We start from the raw sequence: 19,004 nt of genomic DNA on the forward strand, positions 1-19,004 counted from the left end.
CAAATCAGATTCCGCTTGCGGCCTAAACCAATCGGCGATAGCGTGTAACGAAAGAGCGAAAAATTGGCTCAGTATTGGTTCAGGGAGGATGTGGATGCGGGTCGCGACCTTTTCGATCGCCGGCGAACGTCGCGTGGGGCTTGTCGACCTCGATAAGCAGACGATCGCGCCTTTCGATTTTGCCGTCGACCAGGCCAGATCCGGCATCCTGGCGCTGATCGAGCGCAACGGCACTGGTGTGCCGCGCACCCTGTCGCCGATCCCGCTGGCGCAGGTCGAAATCGAGGCGCCGATCCCGCAGCCGCGCCGCAACATCTTCTGCGTCGGCAAGAACTATCACGAGCACGCGCATGAGTTCGCCCGCAGCGGCTTCGATTCCAGCGCCGGCGCCGGTGCGATCCCGAAGCATCCGATCATCTTTTCCAAGGTGCCTGAATCGGTCGTCGCCAACCATGCCAGCGTGCTGATCGATTCCTCCGTCTCGACGGCCATCGACTATGAGGCCGAACTCGCCGTCATCATCGGCAAGGGCGGGCGCGGCATTTCAAAAGAGAACGCGCTCGATCACGTCTGGGGCTATACGATCGTCAACGACGTCACCGCCCGCGACCTGCAAGGCAAATACAGCCAGTGGCTGATCGGCAAATCGCAGGACACCTTCTGTCCGATGGGCCCCTGGGCCGTGACCAGGGATGAACTCGATCTGGCGACCGCCGGCATCCGCTGTTTCGTCAATGAGGACCTGCGCCAGGACTCCAAGATCTCGCTGCTCATCTTCGACATCCCGACCATCATCGCCACGCTGTCGCAAGGCATCACGCTAAAACCCGGCGACATCATCGCCACCGGCACGCCGGTCGGCGTCGGCATCGGCTTTGATCCGCCGAAATATTTGAAGGCCGGCGACGTCGTGCGCATCGAGATCGACGGCATCGGCACGCTGGAAAACCGCTTCGCGGAGCATGCGCGATGACCACCGTGACAGTTGGCCAGGTCGTTGCGGAAGTTGTCGGCGAGGGCACGGCCGTGGTGATGATCCATGGCCTCGGCGGCACGTCGAACATGTTCCAGCCGCAGATGGCAGCACTTTCGGCCTACCGCGTCATCCGGCTCGATCTGCCGGGCTCCGGCCGTTCGCCACGCCCGATCGAACCGCTGACCATCGAATTGATGAGCGATGCCGTCATCCGCGCCATGGCCGGCATGGGAGTCACATCTGCGCATTTCGTCGGCCATTCGATGGGCACCATCGTTTGCCAGCAGATTGCCGCAACGCAGCCCTCGCTGGTCGCCTCGCTGGCGCTGTTCGGCGCCTTGGCGGAACCGGCTGAAGCGACCAGGCAAGGGCTTGCCAACCGCGCCAGGCTGGCGCGCTCAGGCGGCATTGCCGATATCGCCGACCAGATTGTCGCCAATGCGATCTCGGCGCACACCAGGGAAACCTCGCCTGCCGCCGTCGCCTTCGTGCGGGAATCGATCACGCGCCAGGATCCGGAATCCTACGCCCGCACCTGCGAGGCGCTGGCCAAGGCGACCGCTGTCGATGCGCGGAGAATCTCGGCGCCGACGCTGCTCGTCACCGGCGATGCCGACACGGTCAATCCGCAGGGCGTCGGGCAGGCGCTTGCCGACAAGATCAAGGGCGCGGTATTCTCGTCATTGGATCGGTGCGGGCACTGGGCCACGGTGGAAAGCCCGCGCGAAAGCAGCCAGAAGCTCGCCGATTTTTTGAGACGGGTTGATAGGTAAGAATTTCTGATCGGGCGTAGAACTACGCGCTCGACAAGTTGGGAGGCTTGTGATGGCAGACGACAGCTGGAACGGCAACGGCTCGAGCAGCACGCTGTTCACCAATGTGCGCGTGCTCGACGCCACCGGTGAATATCCCTATACCGGCGAAGTGCTGGTGCAGGGCAACCGCATCAAGCAGATCACCAAGGGCTCGTCGCGCTTCGGCTCGTCCTCCTCATCTCCCTACAGCGGTGGTGCGCCAGGGGGTGTCACGACCATCGACGGCATGGGCGCGACGCTGATGCCGGGCATGATCGACGCGCATCTGCATCTGTCCTGGAACAACGCGCCGGGCATCGACCCCATCCAGATGATGGAAATCGAAGAGCATATGCTGGTCACCATGGAGATGGCCAAGCTGGTGCTCGATGCCGGCTTCACCGCTGGCCGGGGTGCGGCCGCCGCCAAGCCGCGTCTCGATGTCGTCGCGAAAAAATTCATCAACCAGGGCCGGTTCCCAGGACCGCGCTATCTCGCGGCCGGTCCGGAGATCACCACGGTGGGCGGTCTCGGCGACTCCTCGCCCTCGCACATTCCGCATGAGGGCCTCAATCTCGGCATCGTCATTTCCGGTCCCGAGGAAATCCGCCGCACCGTGCGCCAGCTGATCAAATACGGCGTCGATTCCATCAAGCTCAATTTGTCCGGCGAGAGCATCACCGGCATGGGCGCCGAGGAGACGCCGATGTCGGAAGAGGAGGTCGCCATGGCTGCCTCCGAGGCGCGCTGCCGCAACAAGGTTCTGTCGGCGCATGCGCGCTCGTCCGGATCGGTCAAGCAGTGCGTCCGCCACGGCATCCAGAACATCTACCATGCCTCCTTCGCCGACGAGGAAGCGCTCGACATGCTCGAGGCGGTCAAGGACAAGCATTTCGTCGCGCCCGGCATCGCCTGGCTGATCAACACCGCGCGTCATGCCGAACAATGGGGCATCAAGCCGGGTTCGCCGCTCTCGCTCGAATATGAGCGCGAACTCGAAATGTGCATCGAGACGATGAAGAAGATGCACCGGCGCGGCATCCGCGTCTGCATCGGCGGCGACTACGGCTTTGCCTGGACGCCGCAAGGCACCAACGCCAAGGACATCCAGACCTTCGTCGAGATGCTTGGCTTCTCGCCGATGGAAGCCATCCAGGCCGGCACCAAATATGGCGGCCAGATCATGAACATGGGTGACGAGCTTGGCCTGATCAAGGAAGGCTACCTCGCCGACATGCTGCTGGTCGACGGCGATCCGATCTCCGACGTGCGCATCCTGCAGGACAAGAACCGCATCCTCGCCATCATGAAGGACGGCAAGTTCCACAAGGCGCCGCGCATGAACGAGCAGCGCCGGCGGCTGACTGCATGAGCCTGCTCGACCAGCCATCCTCGTCGTCGCTCTCGGGCGGCGGCATGACACGCCGGCAGGCCTGGGGCCTCGTCGGCCTGCTTGCCGCCGCCGTCATGGCATGGCTGGTCTTTGCCGCCTGGCCGGATTGGCTGAATGCGATCCTGATCTCGAAGAAGGCTTTCGTCAGCGCCATCCTCAACGGCATCACACTGGCCGGCCTGTATTTCCTCGTCGCCAGCGGCTTCACCCTGATCTTCGGCCTGATGCGCAACGTCAATCTGGCGCATGGCTCGCTCTATCTGCTCGGCGCCTATATCGGCTACGAGGTCACCAACCGCACCGGCTACTGGCTGCTCGGCGTCGCCGCCGGCTTCGCCGTGCTGGCCATCGTCGGCGTCGTCATGCAGGTGTTTGTGTTCCGCCGCCTGGAGGGTGACGATCTGCGCCAGACCTTGGTCAGCATCGGCATCTCGATCGTCGCCGCCGACCTGATGCTGGCGGTGTGGGCTGGCGGCACCTACCAGATCGCCACGCCGGAATGGCTCGACGGCGCCCTGACCTTGCCCATCATCACCGCTGTGCGCTCCAACGGCGCTTCAGTCTTCCTCACCTATCCGCTGTACCGCGTCGTCGTGCTGGGGGCGGCGATCGTTATCGGCGTCGGCCTCTGGCTGATGCTGCACCGGACCCGCGTCGGCATGATGATCCGCGCCGGCGTCGACGACCGCGCCATGCTGCAGGCTTCCGGCGTTAATGTGCATGCGGTGTTCGCTATCGTCTTTGCCGTCGGCGCCGGTCTTGCCGGCTTTGCCGGCGTCGTCGGCGGTTCGGCGCTTTCGGTCGCGCCCGGCGAGGACGTCCGTTATCTCCTGGCCTCGCTGGTCGTCGTCATCGTCGGCGGCATGGGCTCGATCACGGGTGCCGCCATCGGCGCGCTGCTGATCGGCCTCGCCGAACAGATCGGCCTCGTCTATTTCCCGACCTATGGCATCGTGCTGACCTTCGTCATCATGGTGGTAACGCTGGCAGTCAGGCCGCAAGGCATCATGGGGAAGGCGCGATGAGCCTGGCTATCGCCACCAGCAGCGTGACGCCGCAGCAGAACTGGCTGGAGAAGCTCGGCGCCGGCCACATCATCCTTGCCACAGCACTGGTGCTCTATCCTCTGGTGGCGTCGGATTTCTTCCTGACGCAGATCGGCGGTTATTCCCTGGTCTTCGGCATGCTGGGCCTGTCGCTGATGCTGCTCGCCGGCTATGGCGGCATGGTCAGCCTGGCGCAGATCACGGTAGCTGGCATCGCCGCCTACGCCATCGCCATCCTCGGCAACAACAATTCCAGCATTTTGGGCTTCGGCTGGCCGTGGTGGCTCGCGGTTCCCTTCGCGGTTCTTGCGGCGGCACTGGCGTCGGCGCTGATAGGCTGGATCTCGGTGCGCACCGAGGGCATCTACACCATCATGATCACGCTGGCGATCGCCACCGCGACCTACTATTTCGCCCAGCAGAACTACGCCATCTTCAATGGCCATTCCGGCTATGCCGGCATCCGCGCCCCGGTCTTTTGGGGCGTCAACTGGCGTGACCCAAAGCCCTTCTACTATCTCTGCCTCGGTCTGGCGGTGCTGTCCTATGCGGCCGTGCTCTACGGCTCGCGCTCGACCTTCGGCATGACCTTGCAGGCGATCCGCGACAACCCGCGCCGCATGCGCGCGCTTGGTTATCACGTCACCGCGCACAAGGTCTTCGCCTGGCTGCTGGCCGGCATCATCGCCGGACTGGCGGGCGTGCTGCTGGTCTGGTTCAACGGCCGCGTCTCGCCCGGCACCATCGGCGTCGATGCCGCGATCGACGTGCTGATCATTGCCGTGATCGGCGGCCTTCGCCATCCGATCGGGCCGTTTCTCGGCGCGGTCGTCGTCGTCCTGATGCAGACCTTCGCCATCGACATCGTCGGCGCCGAGCGGTTCAACACGCTGATCGGCATGGTGTTCCTGGTGATCGTCTTCGTCTCACCGGATGGAATTCTTGGGTTGTGGGGGAGGATCAAGCCACATCTCGCCCAGGAGTCCTTGCGTCCCGGCTCGTAGCGGCCGGGATGGAATGAACCACTGCAAAACGAAATCAACGGGAGGAAAATCATGAGGATGCATAGACGTACAGTGCTGGCCCTGGCGGTGTTCACCGGGCTGACCGCGCCTTCGATGGCGCTGGCTGCCGACGACACCATCAAGATCGGCCTGCTCGCCACCTTCGAGGGGCCGTTCACGGTGCTCGGCGAGGACGGCGAGCGCGGTGCCATGACGGCGGTTGCCGAGATGAACGGCACCGTCGCCGGCAAGAAGATCGAGATCGTCAAGGGGTCGTCCGATGCCTCGCCCGACAGCGCCGTGCGCGCGGCGCGCAAGCTGGTCGAGCAGGACGGCGTCAAGGTGCTGGTCGGCCCGCTTTCGGGCGACGAAGGCATTGCCGTCAAGGATTACGCCAAGACCCAGCCGAACGTGACCTTCATCAACGGCACCTCGGCCGCGCAGGACACCACGCTGCGCGATCCGGCTGACAATTTCTTCCGCTTCTCGACCGATGGCGCCCAGTGGATGGCCGGCCTCGGCACCTATGCCTTCAAGGACAAGGGCTACAAGAAGGTCGCCACCGTCGCCGAGGATTATTCTTTCCCCTACACGCAGGTGTTCGGCTTCATGGCCGAGTTCTGCAAGGCCGGCGGCCATGTGCCGTCGAAGTCCTGGGTGCCGATCGGCAACAAGGATTTCTCCTCGGTCATCGCCGCCATTCCTGAAGGCGTCGATGCGATCTATGTCGCGCTTGGCGGCGCCGATGCCGTCAACTTCCTGACCCAGTACCAGCAAAGCGGTGGCTCAGCCCCGCTGATCGGCGGCTCGATCACCGTCGACCAGACAGTGTTGACCTCGAAAGGCAAATTGCGCGACGTGCTGAAGGGCACGCCCTCGGCCGGGCCGACCGCCGACACCAATGACGCGCCGGCATGGAAGGCTTTCGTCGAGGCCTACAAGAAGCAGCCGGGCGCCTTTCCGTCGCCCTCGCTCTTCGCCCACGGCTACTATGTCGACATGAAGGCGACGCTGCTGGGTCTCGACCAGGTCGGCGGCGATGTCTCCGACGGCGGCAAGAAACTGCGCGCCGCGCTGTCGAAACTGTCCTTCGACACACCGACCGGCAAGGTGTCGCTCGACAAGAACCGCAACGCGATTGCCGACATCTTCCTGACCGAGGTCACCGAGGGTGCCGACGGCAATCTGATGAACAAGCTGGTCAAGGTCGTGCCGCAGGTCAACCAGACGCTCGGCATTCCCGAAGACGAATTCATGAAGCTCGGCGCGGTCAATCGCGACAATCCGAGCTGCCCGTAACATTAGACGCCGAGTGTAGCCGCCAGTGACCGAAAGCTTCGCAGCAAACCGTCTCCAGAGCTACCAGTGCCTATGCGCTGGAACTCGATGGCGTGGCGCGGCATTTCGGGGCGCTGGTGGCGCTCTCGGGCATCAATATGAGGATCGCGGCCGGCGAACGGCGCGCGGTCCTCGGCTCCAACGGCGCCGGCAAGACGACCCTGTTCAATGCCGTGACCGGCGATTTCCTGCCGACGGCAGGGCGCATCCGCTTCTTCGGCGAGGACATCACCGACCTGCCGCCGCATGAGCGCATCCGCCGCGGCTTGCGGCGCACCTATCAGATTTCGCAATTGTTCAAGGGACTGTCGGTTCTCGATTCCATCTTTCTGGCATGTCGTGGCGTCTCGCGCCGGCGGTTTTCGCTGCTGCGTCCGGCCGTCACCGACGTCAGCATGGTGCAGGCGGAATCGATCCTCAACGCCGTGCATCTCGAAGCCTATCGCGATGTGCTTGTGGCGACGCTGAGCCATGGCCAGCAGCGCCAGCTGGAGATCGCGCTGGCGCTCGCCGGCGCGCCGCGCTTCATCCTGTTCGACGAGCCTGCCGCCGGTCTTTCGCCCGCCGAGCGCCGCGACCTCGTCGCCATCCTCAACGCGCTGCCGAAGCATATCGGCTACATCATCATCGAGCACGATCTCGATGTCGCGTTGCGCGTGTCGGAATATGTCTCGATGATGCACAATGGCCGCCTGTTCAAGGAAGGCACGCCGCAGGAGATCGAGGCCGACCCCGAGGTGCAGGAGATCTATCTCGGGGGCAAGCATGGCTGAGCGTCCGACCACTTCCCGCGAAACTTCCGGCAAGGCCGCAAGGGCGGTCCTCAGGATAGACGACCTGCAAGTCTTCTACGGTGAGAGCCATGCTCTGCAGGGCGTTTCGCTGACGCTGGAAAGCGGGGTGCTTTCCGTGGTCGGCCGCAACGGCATGGGCAAGTCGACGCTCTGCAACGCCATCGTCGGCCTGAAGCGCGCGAAGTCCGGTTCGATCCGTTTCGATGGCCGCGAGATCACGTCGCTCGAGCCGCATGAGATCCACCGCCTCGGCGTCGGCTATGTTCCGCAAGGCCGCCGCGTCTGGCCTAGCCTGACGGTCGACGAGCATCTGCGGCTTGCCGCCGGCAACCGGCGCGATGCCAGCTGGACGGTCGAGCGCGTCTACCAGACCTTTCCGCGCCTCGCCGAGCGCCGCGGCAATGGCGGCTCGCAATTGTCGGGCGGCGAGCAGCAGATGCTGGCGATTTCGCGCGCGCTGCTCAGCGACCCGAAGCTGCTGGTCATGGACGAGCCGACCGAGGGGCTGGCGCCGATCATCGTCGATCAGGTCGAACGGATGCTGGTCGACCTCGCCGCCGAAGGCGATATGGCGGTGCTGGTCATCGAGCAGAACATCGGCGTGGCGACCGCGGTGTCGAACCAGGTCGCCATCATGGTCAACGGCCGCATCAACCGGCTGATGGACGCCAAGGCACTCGCCGCCGACCGCGAATTGCAGCAGCGGCTGCTTGGTGTCGGCCGCCATGCCGGAGGAAGCACCCGTCACGCCGGCCGAAGCCGCGCAGGCAAAGGAACAACTGGCGGAAGTCTATCGCGTCGATCGCACTGGCGCCGGCGCGGCCGAACCGATGCCGCAGAACGGCGTCTATCGCCCGGTCACCGAATTGCCCAACCGCTGGAACGTGCCGGTCACCGAATTGCGCCAGGCAGCGGTCGACAAGACCACGCCGCAGGACGACCTGAAAAAGGTCTTCGCCATCCCCTTTGCCGAGCGCATCGGCCGCACAGTGCTGGTCGTCGGCACCTTCGATACCAAGGGCAAGGAACTGCGCTTCGTCGCCGACCGGCTGAAGTCGCTCGGCATTCCGGTCCGCACCGTCGATCTGTCGACATCGGGAAAACCGACCAGCGCCGACGTACCGGCCATGCAGGTGGCCGGCATGCACGCACGCGGATCATCGGCCGTCTTCACCAATGATCGCGGCGGTTCGGTCAGCGCCATGGCTGACGCCTTCGCGCGCTGGATCGAGCGCGAGCCGCGCATCGGCGGCGTCATCTCGGCCGGCGGCTCCGGCGGCACCACGCTGGCGACATCAGGCATGCGGGTGCTGCCGGTCGGCATTCCCAAGCTGATGGTCTCGACGGTGGCGGCCGGCGATGTCGCCAAATATGTCGGCGGCGCCGACATCATGATGTTCCATTCGGTCGCCGATGTGCAGGGCCTGAACTCGATCACCGAACAGGTGCTGTCCAACGCCGCGCATGCGATGGCCGGCATGGTCGCCCAATTGCCCAACGCCGAGGCGTGGGAAGCAAAACGCAAGCTGGCGCGGCCGGCCGTCGGCATCACCATGTTCGGCGTCACCACGCCGGCGGTGCAGGCGGTGACCAAACGGCTTGAGGCGGACTATGACTGCCTCGTCTTCCATGCCACCGGCATTGGTGGCCGCGCCATGGAGAACCTCGGCGATTCGAGGCTGCTGTCGGCCTTCCTCGATATCACCACAACGGAAGTGGCCGACATGATTGTCGGCGGCGTGTTCCCGGCGACCGAAGATCGCTTCGGCGCGGCGATCCGCACGGGACTGCCCTATGTCGGCTCGACCGGTGCGCTCGACATGGTCAATTTCGGTCCGCGCGACAGCGTGCCGGAGAAATTCCGCAACCGCAAATTCGTCATCCACAATCCGAACGTCACGCTGATGCGCACCACGCGCGACGAGAACCGCGCCTTCGGCGAATGGATCGGCGGGCGGCTCAACGCCATGAACGGCCCGGTGCGGTTCCTGCTGCCGGAGGGCGGCGTCTCGATGCTCGATGCGCCGGGTCAGCCCTTTCACGATCCGGAAGCCGACAACGCTCTGTTCGAGGCTGTCGAGAAAACGGTTCGCCGCACACCTTTGCGCCATGTCGAACGGGTGCGGGGCAACATCAACGATACGCCTTTCGTTGACGCGGTGATCTCTGCGTTCCACGCGATCACGCCGAAGCTGCAGAGGCGGGCATGAAGAATTGGACTTCGCCACCGTGCGGGTGGATGTTTGAAAATGCTGCCGGTCGCCTCGTGCCGACCGTCTTGGCTTGGGGAGGATAGATCATGGACGCGCAGACCTTTGGCGCTTTCCTGTTGTGGCTGATCGTTGCCGCGGTCGTCGTGGTGATCGCCGTCTACATCTTGCGCTGGCTCTATCGCCGCTCGACCAAGGAGACGGCGTTCGTGCGCACCGGCTTCATGGGCGAGAAGGTGGTGGTGAATGGCGGCGCCTTCGTCATTCCGGTGCTGCACGAGATCACGCCGGTCAACATGAATGTGCTGCGCATCGAAGTGCGCCGCGAGGATGGCTTTGCGCTGATCACCAAGAACCGCATGCGCGTCGACCTGATCGCCGAGTTCTTCGTCCGTGTCGGTGCCGGCCGCGAGCTGGTCGCCGCCGCCGCGCAGACGCTTGGTCGTCGCACGCTGCAGCCCGACAGCCTGCGCGAATTGCTGGAAGGCAAGTTCGCCGGCGCCCTGCGCACTGTTGCCGCCCAGATGACGCTGGAAGAGATGCACGAACTGCGCGGCGACTATGCCGCCAAGGTGCGCAGCCTCGCCTCGGAATCGCTCGCGGCCAACGGGCTTGAGCTGGAGAGTGTCGCCATCGTCGATCTCGACCAGACCAGCCTCGAATATTTCGATCCGTCCAACGCTTTCGACGCCGAAGGCCTGACGCAGCTGACGGAATCGATCGAGACCCGGCGCCGCATGCGCAACGAGATCGAGCAGCGCACGCTGGTCGACATCCGCAACCAGAATCTCGACACCCAGCGCAAGGTGTTGGAGATCGATCGCGACAGCGAATATGCGCGCCTCGAACAGGAGCGCGAAGTCGAGATCCGCCGCGCCGCGCAGCGTTCCGAGCTCGCTATCGATCGCGCGCTGCGCGACCAGGAATCCGAGCAGGCGCAGCTTTCGTCGCGCGAAGCCGTCGAGAAGTCGCGCCTCAACCAGGAGCGCAACATCACCGAGGAGCGCATCAGGAGCGAGGAGGACACGCAGCGCCGCGAGATCGCGCGCCGCCGTTCGCTCGACGAGACCGAGATGAAGATGCGCGAGTTGACCGAGCGCGAGCAGATCGCACTCGAACTGTCACTGGAGAGGGCGCGCATCGAGCGCCAGGGCACGCAGAGCCAGCTCGAGATCGAGCGCAGGCAGCTGCTCGAGGTCGCCGAGCTGGAGCGCCAGATCGCACTGGCCGAAAAGGCGCTTGAGGTGACCAGGGCCGAGGCGGAAAAAAGGCGCGCCGAGATATCCGAGAACCAGGCGACCGAAACGGCGCGGATCGCACAAGACCGCGCCATCGACGAGGTCAGGATCGCACGGGAGCGTCATCTCGAAGCGCTGCAGATCGCCAAGCGCCAGGCCTTCGAGGAAGCCGAGATTTCGGCCGGCGAGGAGGTCGAGCGCGCCCGCATCACCACCGAACGCGGCATCGAGGAAGCGCGCCTGATCAAGGATCGCGACATCAGGCAGCTTGGCGTCGACCGTGACCAGAAGATCGAGATCGCCGAGATCCAGAAGGCCATCGACATCGCCAAGAAGACGCAGGAGCGCTCTTCCGCCATCGCGGCTTCCGAAGCGGTTCGCGCCAAGGCGATCCAGGCCGAGGAACAGGCTTTCACCGCCCGCGAGCGCGAGATTGCCGAGCGCCGCAAGCTGACCGACCTGATCGGCGCGCAGCGTGAAGCTGAGCGTGACGCCTTGCGCATCGTCTCGGCCGCGGATGCCGAGATGAAGGCGGCAAAAAGCCTTGCCGAAGCGCAGAAGATCGCCGCAGTGGCCTCGGCCGAGTCGGAGAAGATTCATGCCCTTGCCGCGGCCCAGCGCTACGAGGTCGACGCCGCCGGCCATCGCCAGCTCAACGAAGCGGAGAACATTCTTTCCGAGGGCGCGCGGGCAGGGCGCCTGCGCGGCAAGCTGCTCGACCACATGGAAGGCATCATCCGCGAAAGCGTCAAGCCGATGGAGAAGATCGAAGGCATCAAGATCCTGCATGTCGACGGCATCAACGGCGGCACTGGCGGCAACCGCAACGTCACCGACGAAGTCATCGACTCGGCGCTGCGTTACCGCGTGCAAGCGCCGATGATCGACAATCTGATGAAGGAGATCGGCATCGAAGGCGGCTCGCTCGGCCGCATGACCGACGTGCTGCGCGACGCCAAGGACATTGCGAGCCTGACCCGCGACAAGAAGGGCAAAGGCAAGGCCGCCAAGGACGACGATGACGACCGCGATCATTGACGAGAGGATTGTGTTCCGTCGCGCCCCCCTCTGTCCTGCCGGACATCTCCCCCTCAAGGGGGGAGATCGATCATCATCGGCCTTTTCGCCATCCTCGAACTTTGGAATGTTGGAACTGACGGCAAACCTGGCAATCTCCCCCGTTGAGGGGGAGATGTCCGGCAGGACAGAGGGGGGCATCGAAGGGCGCGGACGTTCCAGCCTTGGCTCGCAAGCATGACCAAGGTCTACGTCTCCTCGGTCATCCCAGCACCAGCGGCGGAGGTCTGGAAGCTCGTGCGCGACTTCAATGGCTTGCCGGGCTGGGTGCCGTTCGTTGCCGAAAGCCGCATCGAGCAGAATGCGCAAGCCGACCAGATAGGCTGCATCAGAAGTTTCACACTGAACGATGGCGGGCGGATTCGCGAAAGGCTGCTGGCGCTGTCGGACTACGATCTGTCCTGCAGCTACGCGATCCTGGAAAGCCCGATGGCGGTGGAGAATTATGTCGCCACCCTGTCGCTGACGCCGATCACCGATGGCAACCTGACACTGGCCGAATGGCAAGCGGAGTTCGACTGCGCCGCCGATCGTGAGGCTGCCCTTATGCATCAGATCGGCGCCGGCGTGTTCCAGACCGCCTTGATCGCGTTGAAGCATCGGTTCGGGCGCTGACGCCGGCCAATGGTTAGGGTTTGCCAGAGCACGATCATCGATGCGCCGATCGAAGAGGTCTGGGCGATCCTGCGCGATTTCAACGGCCATGACCGCTGGCACCCGGCAATAGCCTTCAGCGAGATCGAGGGTGGCGAGCCGGTCGATGCGGTCGGCTCGGTGCGCCATTTCCGGCTGGCCGACGGCGGCGAACTGCGCGAGCAACTGCTGGCGCTGTCCGACAAGGACCGAAGGCTGAGCTATTGCCTGCTCGAAGCGCCGCTGCCGCTGATGGGCTATGTCGCCTCGGTGCGGCTGAAGCCGGTGACCGACGGCAACGCCACCTTCTGGGAATGGCGCTCCGAGTTCAACCCGCCCGCGCATCGCCGCGACGAACTGGTCAGACTGGTCACCGAAGGCATCTATCAGGCCGGCTTCGCGGCCGTGCGCACGCTTCTGCGACGCCGAAGCGCGGGCGCACCGGTCGACGCAAGACAGCCCTTGGCGGTTGCCGCCTCGGTGCTACCCCCAAACATGCCGCGTTTCGTGCCAACCCTTTCATCAGGCCAGGCCGCGACAACCAGGGCGATTGTCGTCGAGCGCTATGGCGGCCCGGAGGAGTTGCAGGTCAGAGAGATCGGATTGTTGCCGCCGACGCCGAACGAGGTGCGGATCCGCCATACGGTGATCGGCGTCAATTTCATCGACGTCTACTGCCGCACCGGTTTCTTCGATCTCTTGCAGCCGCCTGGCGTGCCGGGGATGGAGGCGGCAGGTATCATCGAGGCCATTGGCTCGGCGGTGTCGGGCTTCGCGGTTGGCGATCGTGTCGCCTATGCCTGTCCGCCGGTCGGCGCCTACAGCGAGCGGCGTAACATGGCGCCCGAATTGCTTGTCCATCTCTCCGACGACATCAGCGACGAGATTGCCGCGGCCGGTCTGCTCAAGGGGGTTTCCGCCAGTTTTCTGCTGCACGACGTCCACGCCGTGAAGCGAGGCGACATCGTCCTCATTCATGCGGCGGCTGGCGGCATCGGCCAGTTGCTGGTGCAATGGGCCCGCCATCTCGGCGCGACGGTGATCGCAACGGTGTCGAGCGATGACAAGGCGCGTGTCGTCGAGCGCCTCGGCGCGCACCACGTTATCGTGTACTCCCGCGAGAATTTCGCCGAGGCGGTCACGCGGCTGACCAATGGCGCGGGCGCCGATGTCGTCTACGATGCGGTCGGCAACGACACCTTCGCCGGTTCGCTCGCGGCCCTTGCCGTGCGCGGCCATCTCGTCAGCTTCGGCCAGGCCTCGGGGCCAGTCGGCAATTGGGACATCGGCAGCTTCGCCTCCAAGTCGCTCACCATTTCCCGGCCCAACTATGCCCACTACACCGACACGCCGGAAAAGCTCGCGCCGCACGTCACCAGGTTTTTCCAGGCACTTCGGCAAGGCGTCCTCAGGGTGGAAGCGCCGACCCGTTACGATCTTGCCGATGCCGCCGAAGCACATCGCGATCTGGAATCCCGCCGCACGACGGGGGCCTTGGTCCTGCTGCCAAGGTCGTAGTCAGCGGGTCAACGGCCGGAGGCTGCAGGCCTCCGGCCGTTGATTGGTATTGAAGCGCGCGGATTACTCGGCGGGAACGACGTCCGCCGGCAGACTGTCGTCGGCCGTGCCGGCGAGCGCCCTGGCGAGCTTCGCTTCGTCGAGTTCGCCTTCCCAGCGCGCCACTACCAGCGTGGCGACGGCATTGCCGACGAAGTTGGTCAGCGCCCGGCACTCCGACATGAAGCGGTCGACGCCGAGGATCAGCGCCATACCGGCCACCGGCACGGACGGCACGACCGACAACGTCGCGGCGAGGGTGATGAACCCGGCCCCGGTGATGCCGGCGGCCCCCTTCGAGGACAGCATCGCAACCAGCAGCAGCAGGATCTGGTCGCCAATCGACAGGTGGATGTTGGTCGCCTGTGCGATGAACAGCGCCGCCAGCGTCATGTAGATGTTGGTGCCGTCGAGATTGAAGGAATAGCCGGTCGGGATGACCAGCCCGACCACCGAGCGCTTGGCGCCGGCCTTCTCCATCTTTTCCATCAGCGACGGCAGGGCGGCTTCCGACGAGGAGGTCCCCAGCACCAGCAGCAGCTCTTCCTTGATGTAGCGGATCAGCGCCAGGATCGAGAACCCGTTGTAGCGGCAGACGGCACCCAGCACGACGAACACGAACAGCAGCGACGTCACGTAGAAGGTGCCGACCAGCATGGCGAGGTTGATGACCGAGCCGATGCCGTATTTGCCGATGGTGAACGCCATGGCGCCAAAAGCGCCGATAGGGGCTGCCTTCATCAGCACGCTGACCAGCTTGAACATCGGCGCCATCAGCGCCTGCAGGAAGTTGAGCACCGGCGCGCCCCTGTCGCCGACCAGCGCCAGAGCGATGCCGAACAGCACCGAGAAGAACAGCACCTGCAGGATGTCGCCATCGGCGAAGGCGCCGACGATCGTGCCCGGGATGATGTTCATCAGGAAGCCGGTGACCGACTGGTCATGCGCCTTGGCGGCGTAGGTGTTGACGGTCGAGGCGTCGAGCGTTGCCGGGTCGATGTTGAAGCCGGCACCCGGCTGCACGACATTGGCCACGACAAGGCCGATGATGAGCGCCAGCGTCGAGAAGGTGAGAAAGTAGAGCATCGCCTTGCCGGCGACACGTCCGACCTTCTGCAGATCGCTCATGCCGGCGATCCCGGTCGCCACGGTCAGGAAGATGACTGGGGCGATGATCATCTTGACCAGCTTGATGAAGGCGTCGCCGAGCGGCTTCATGCTCTCGCCGATCGACGGATAGAAATGACCGAGCAGGATGCCGACGGTGATCGCGACGAGCACCTGCACGTAGAGTTGGGCATAGAAAGGCTTGCGTTCCGCGGCAAGCGCGCCTGATTGGTCTGCGATGTGCATCGAACTCTCCCTGCCGGATGGGGCGGATCCGCCCTGCGTGACTTCTCCCATCGCGGCGCTCCGGTCGCACGCCGCTGCAAGAACTTTTGCAAGCGTCGTGCCAGATCGCTGAAAGGCCGGAATCCCGGCATTTCGGCCTTTATCAGAGCCCATGCGGCCAATGCTTGTGCGGATTTCCGCACAGGCAGCATTTGCCTGGGCGGAATTTCGCATTACACTGGCCGCGCGGCCGCGAAGAAAAAGGGGCCGCGAGGAAAAAGGGAGAGGGCAGACGCCGCAAGCAGGCACCGATAGCGAATCGCCAGGGTTTGCCGGCCGTGACTTGCTGCGCGAGGCGGTCGCCCGGCTGCGCGACGGCCGCTGGCTTGTCGCCGTTATCGCCCTGGCGGTTCTGGCGGGCGCGATTGCCATCGCCGGGCGCATCGCCTCCGGCCAGGCGGCCGACAATCTGCGCGACACAGCACTTGCCGCCTTGCCTCTGGCGGCGGGAACCCTGACCGGCGAAATCGAAAAGCAGCGCCTGGTCCCCTTGGTCCTGGCACGCGACGATGCGGTGCGGGAGGCGCTGCGCCGGGCGGGAAAATCGCAAGAGGCGGCCCTTGACGACAAGCTCAAGGCGATTGCCGGCGATGCATCGGCGTCCGCCATCTATGTCATCGACACGTCAGGCATCGCGATATCGGCCAGCAATGCCGGCGAGCCGGCGAGCTTTGTCGGCATCGACTATAATTTTCGCCACTATTTCCAGGAAGCGATGGCCGACGGCGCTGCCAGCCAATATGGCCTCGGCACGATCAGCGGCCGGCCGGGCCTCTACCTTGCCAGCCGCGTCGACGATGGCGGCAAGCCGCTTGGCGTTGCGGTGCTGAAGGTCGAACTCGACGGTGTCGAAGCCAATTGGCGCTCCAGCGGCTTTCTTGTTTTCGTCACCGACGAACGCGGCGTTGTGTTGGCCACCAGCCAGCCCGAATGGCGGTTCCATGCCCTGGCGCCGCTCTCAGCGCAGGACGCCGCCATTGCCCGCGGACAACTTCAGCTGGCCGATGCCGACTTCGAACCGCTGCCGCTGCGGCGCGGTGCCGGTGACGGTCTGGCGACGATCGACAGCTCCGGAAAGCAGCGTCAGTTCGTCGAGGTGGTGCAGGATCTGCCCGGCGCGGTGCCCGGCTGGCGTCTCTGGTTGCTCACCCCCGCCGACGCTGCCCTGTCGTCCGCCGCCAACACGGCGCGCCTGACCACGCTGCTCGGGTTGCTGCTGATGGGCCTGCTTGCCTTCGTGCTCACCCGGCGCCGTCGCGCGCGCCGGCTGCGGCAGGAAGCGCTGGCGCGCATGAATGCCGAACTGGAGAGCCGGGTCAGCACGCGGACGGCCGAGCTGACGCGCTCCAACACGGCCCTTGCCGGGGAAATCACCGAGCGCGAGAACGCGGAAGCCAAGGTCCGCCGGCTGCGCGACGATCTCGCCCAGGCCAACCGGCTCTCCATCCTCGGACAGATCGCCGCCGGCGTGGCGCACGAGATCAACCAGCCGGTCGCCGCGATCCGCACCTATGCCGAGAATGCCGGCCGCTTTCTCGTCGATGGCAGAACAGAACCGGTCAGCGGCAATCTGACATCGATCGTGTCGATGACCGAACGCATCGGCGCGATCACCAACACCCTGCGCACCTTCGCCCGCCGGCCGGGCGTCGCCGCCTCGCCATTGCCGGTGCGCGAGGCGATCGACGGCGCGCTGTCGTTGCTGTCGGGCCGCATCCGGGATTCCGGCGTGGCCATCGTCAAGCCGCGCGGCAATGCCTCGCCGGTGGTCATGGCCAGCCGCATCCGGCTGGAGCAGATCCTGGTCAACCTGTTGCAGAACGCGCTGGACGCGATGAAGGATCAGCCCGATGCCCGCATCGAGATCGATATCGCCGAGCGTGACGACAGGGTGCTGATTTCGGTACGCGACAACGGCCCCGGCCTCGGTCCGGAAGCGGCCGGCAATCTGTTCATGCCGTTCCAGACCACCAAGGAGAAGGGGCTTGGTCTCGGGCTGGTGATCTCGCAGGAGATCGCCCAGGAGCTGGGCGGCACGTTGCGGCTCGATCCAGGCAGCGCCAGCGGCGCGTCCTTCACCATCGATCTGAGGCGAATTGAATGACCGAGGGATCAGGGCTGGTGGCGCTCGTCGACGACGACGCGGACCTGCTGCACGCCACCACGCAATTGCTCGAACTTGCCGGCTTCACCGTGGTCGCGCTCGACACTGCCGAGGCAGCGCTTGCCGTTGTCGACGGGAATTTCGAGGGCGTGGTTGTCAGCGATATCCGCATGCCCGGCATGAACGGGCTGCAACTGTTCGATCGTATCAAGGCGATCGACCCCGACATACCGGTGATCCTGGTCACCGGGCATGGCGATGTCGATCTCGCGGTGGCCGCGCTCAAGGACGGCGTCTACGATTTCATCCCGAAACCCTATGCCGGCGATCGGCTTGTCGAGGCACTGAAACGGGCGACGGAAAAGAGGCGACTGGTGATGGAGAACCGGCGGCTGCGCGAAGCCGCCGCACTGGCCGCCGACGGAATGCCGCTGATCGGCGAGGCGCCAGCCATTCGGCGGTTGCGAGAGACCTTGCGGCAGATCGCCGACATGGATGTCGACGTGCTGGTGGAGGGAGAGACCGGAACCGGCAAGGAAGTGGTGGCGGACCTGCTGCACAGATGGGGCCGGCGGCGCGCAAAACCGTTCGTGGCGCTGAATTGCGGCGCCCTGCCGGAAACCGTCATAGAAAGCGAGCTGTTCGGCCACGAGGCGGGCGCGTTTACCGGCGCGCAGCGGCGACGGATCGGCCGCATCGAGCATTCCAGCGGCGGCACGCTGTTCCTCGACGAGATCGAATCCATGCCGCCGGCCCTTCAGGTCAAGCTGCTGCGCGTGCTCGAAACGCGCAGCGTCACCCCGCTTGGCTCGAACGAGACCAGGCGTGTCGACCTCAGGGTTGTCGCGGCAACCAAGGTCGATCTCGGCCGGCAGGACCAGCGCGGCGATTTTCGCGAGGATCTCTATTTCCGCCTCAACGTGGTGACGCTGCGCATCCCGCCATTGCGCGAGCGGCCCGGCGACATCCCGATGCTGTTCGGGCATTTTCTCGGCAAGGCCTCGGAACGGTTTGGCCGGCCTCTCGCCAGGGTGAACGCCGCGGTCAGCGATCATCTCCAGTCGCATGCCTGGCCGGGCAATGTCCGCGAACTCGCCCATTTCGCCGACCGTGTCGCCCTCGGTCTCGGCCCGGACGGCGAGACGAAGGCGGTTCCGGCGCAATTGCCAGAGCTTGCGGCAACGCTGCCCGAACGGGTCGGCCACTACGAGGCGCAACTCATCCGTGACGCGCTGCGCGATCACGGTGGCGATGTGCGCAGCGCCATCGACGCGCTCGGCGTGCCGCGCAAGACCTTCTACGACAAGCTCAAGCGCTACGGCATTGTCGCGTCCGAATTTCGCAATGGCGGCGATGCGGATCCGCACCTTGTTCATGGCCAGACATAAATTGCACGAGCGCCGTGCCCCTCGTAACGCTGCGTTCCCAGTCATCTGCGCATCTCGGAA

General features: G+C 64.9%; 13 protein-coding genes and 1 pseudogene. 13 read left to right on the plus strand and 1 reads right to left on the minus strand.

The features are described 5' to 3' along the window. The first annotated feature begins 94 nt into the window (after positions 1–94). From BPNPMPFG_RS30485 to BPNPMPFG_RS30535, 11 genes and pseudogenes are all read left to right on the plus strand, one after another. Positions 95–973, plus strand: a complete 879-nt coding sequence (locus BPNPMPFG_RS30485; protein ID WP_258592260.1) for a fumarylacetoacetate hydrolase family protein — start codon at positions 95–97, stop codon at positions 971–973. Then, a complete protein-coding gene (locus BPNPMPFG_RS30490; protein ID WP_258592261.1) occupies positions 970–1,749 on the plus strand; it encodes an alpha/beta hydrolase in 780 nt (259 codons plus the stop codon). Before BPNPMPFG_RS30485 ends, BPNPMPFG_RS30490 begins: the two co-directional genes overlap by 4 nt. A 52-nt stretch (positions 1,750–1,801) precedes the next feature. Continuing rightward, entirely contained in the window at positions 1,802–3,142 is a 1,341-nt protein-coding gene (locus BPNPMPFG_RS30495; protein WP_258592262.1) for a metal-dependent hydrolase family protein, read from the plus strand. After that, positions 3,139–4,188, plus strand: a complete 1,050-nt coding sequence (locus BPNPMPFG_RS30500; RefSeq protein ID WP_413776817.1) for a branched-chain amino acid ABC transporter permease — start codon at positions 3,139–3,141, stop codon at positions 4,186–4,188. Before BPNPMPFG_RS30495 ends, BPNPMPFG_RS30500 begins: the two co-directional genes overlap by 4 nt. Next, positions 4,185–5,213, plus strand: a complete 1,029-nt coding sequence (locus BPNPMPFG_RS30505; protein WP_258592263.1) for a branched-chain amino acid ABC transporter permease — start codon at positions 4,185–4,187, stop codon at positions 5,211–5,213. The genes BPNPMPFG_RS30500 and BPNPMPFG_RS30505 overlap by 4 nt, the downstream gene beginning before the upstream one ends. A 51-nt stretch (positions 5,214–5,264) precedes the next feature. After that, on the plus strand, positions 5,265–6,512 hold the full coding sequence (locus tag BPNPMPFG_RS30510; protein ID WP_413776818.1) for an ABC transporter substrate-binding protein: 1,248 nt from the start codon (positions 5,265–5,267) through the stop codon (positions 6,510–6,512). A 92-nt stretch (positions 6,513–6,604) separates the two neighbouring features. Continuing rightward, a complete protein-coding gene (locus tag BPNPMPFG_RS30515; protein WP_258592265.1) occupies positions 6,605–7,324 on the plus strand; it encodes an ABC transporter ATP-binding protein in 720 nt (239 codons plus the stop codon). Continuing rightward, a pseudogene (locus BPNPMPFG_RS30520) lies at positions 7,317–9,555 on the plus strand (ABC transporter permease). Before BPNPMPFG_RS30515 ends, BPNPMPFG_RS30520 begins: the two are co-directional and overlap by 8 nt. An 89-nt stretch (positions 9,556–9,644) precedes the next feature. After that, a complete protein-coding gene (locus BPNPMPFG_RS30525) occupies positions 9,645–11,831 on the plus strand; it encodes a flotillin family protein (protein WP_258592266.1) in 2,187 nt (728 codons plus the stop codon). 216 nt (positions 11,832–12,047) lie between these two features. Next, a complete protein-coding gene (locus BPNPMPFG_RS30530) occupies positions 12,048–12,485 on the plus strand; it encodes an SRPBCC family protein (protein ID WP_258592267.1) in 438 nt (145 codons plus the stop codon). Positions 12,486–12,494: 9 nt separating this feature from the next. After that, positions 12,495–14,021: a zinc-binding dehydrogenase gene (locus BPNPMPFG_RS30535; RefSeq protein WP_258592268.1), complete on the plus strand. Its 1,527-nt coding sequence runs from the start codon at positions 12,495–12,497 to the stop codon at positions 14,019–14,021. A 63-nt stretch (positions 14,022–14,084) separates the two neighbouring features. Here the strand turns inward: BPNPMPFG_RS30535 and BPNPMPFG_RS30540 are convergent, their stop codons facing one another. Beyond that, positions 14,085–15,413: a dicarboxylate/amino acid:cation symporter gene (locus tag BPNPMPFG_RS30540; RefSeq protein ID WP_258592269.1), complete on the minus strand. Its 1,329-nt coding sequence runs from the start codon at positions 15,411–15,413 to the stop codon at positions 14,085–14,087. 151 nt (positions 15,414–15,564) lie between these two features. Here BPNPMPFG_RS30540 and BPNPMPFG_RS30545 point away from each other — a divergent pair, with 151 nt between their 5' ends. Both BPNPMPFG_RS30545 and BPNPMPFG_RS30550 read left to right on the plus strand, forming a co-directional pair. Further along, positions 15,565–17,556, plus strand: coding sequence for a sensor histidine kinase (locus BPNPMPFG_RS30545; RefSeq protein WP_258592270.1), 1,992 nt, complete (start codon positions 15,565–15,567; stop codon positions 17,554–17,556). Then, the gene (locus BPNPMPFG_RS30550; RefSeq protein WP_258592271.1) at positions 17,553–18,944 is read left to right on the plus strand and encodes a sigma-54-dependent transcriptional regulator; all 1,392 of its coding nucleotides are present in this window, start codon (positions 17,553–17,555) and stop codon (positions 18,942–18,944) included. The genes BPNPMPFG_RS30545 and BPNPMPFG_RS30550 overlap by 4 nt, the downstream gene beginning before the upstream one ends. The last annotated feature ends 60 nt before the right edge of the window (positions 18,945–19,004 follow it).

The organism is Mesorhizobium sp. AR07, from assembly GCF_024746815.1.
Lineage (GTDB): Bacteria > Pseudomonadota > Alphaproteobacteria > Rhizobiales > Rhizobiaceae > Mesorhizobium.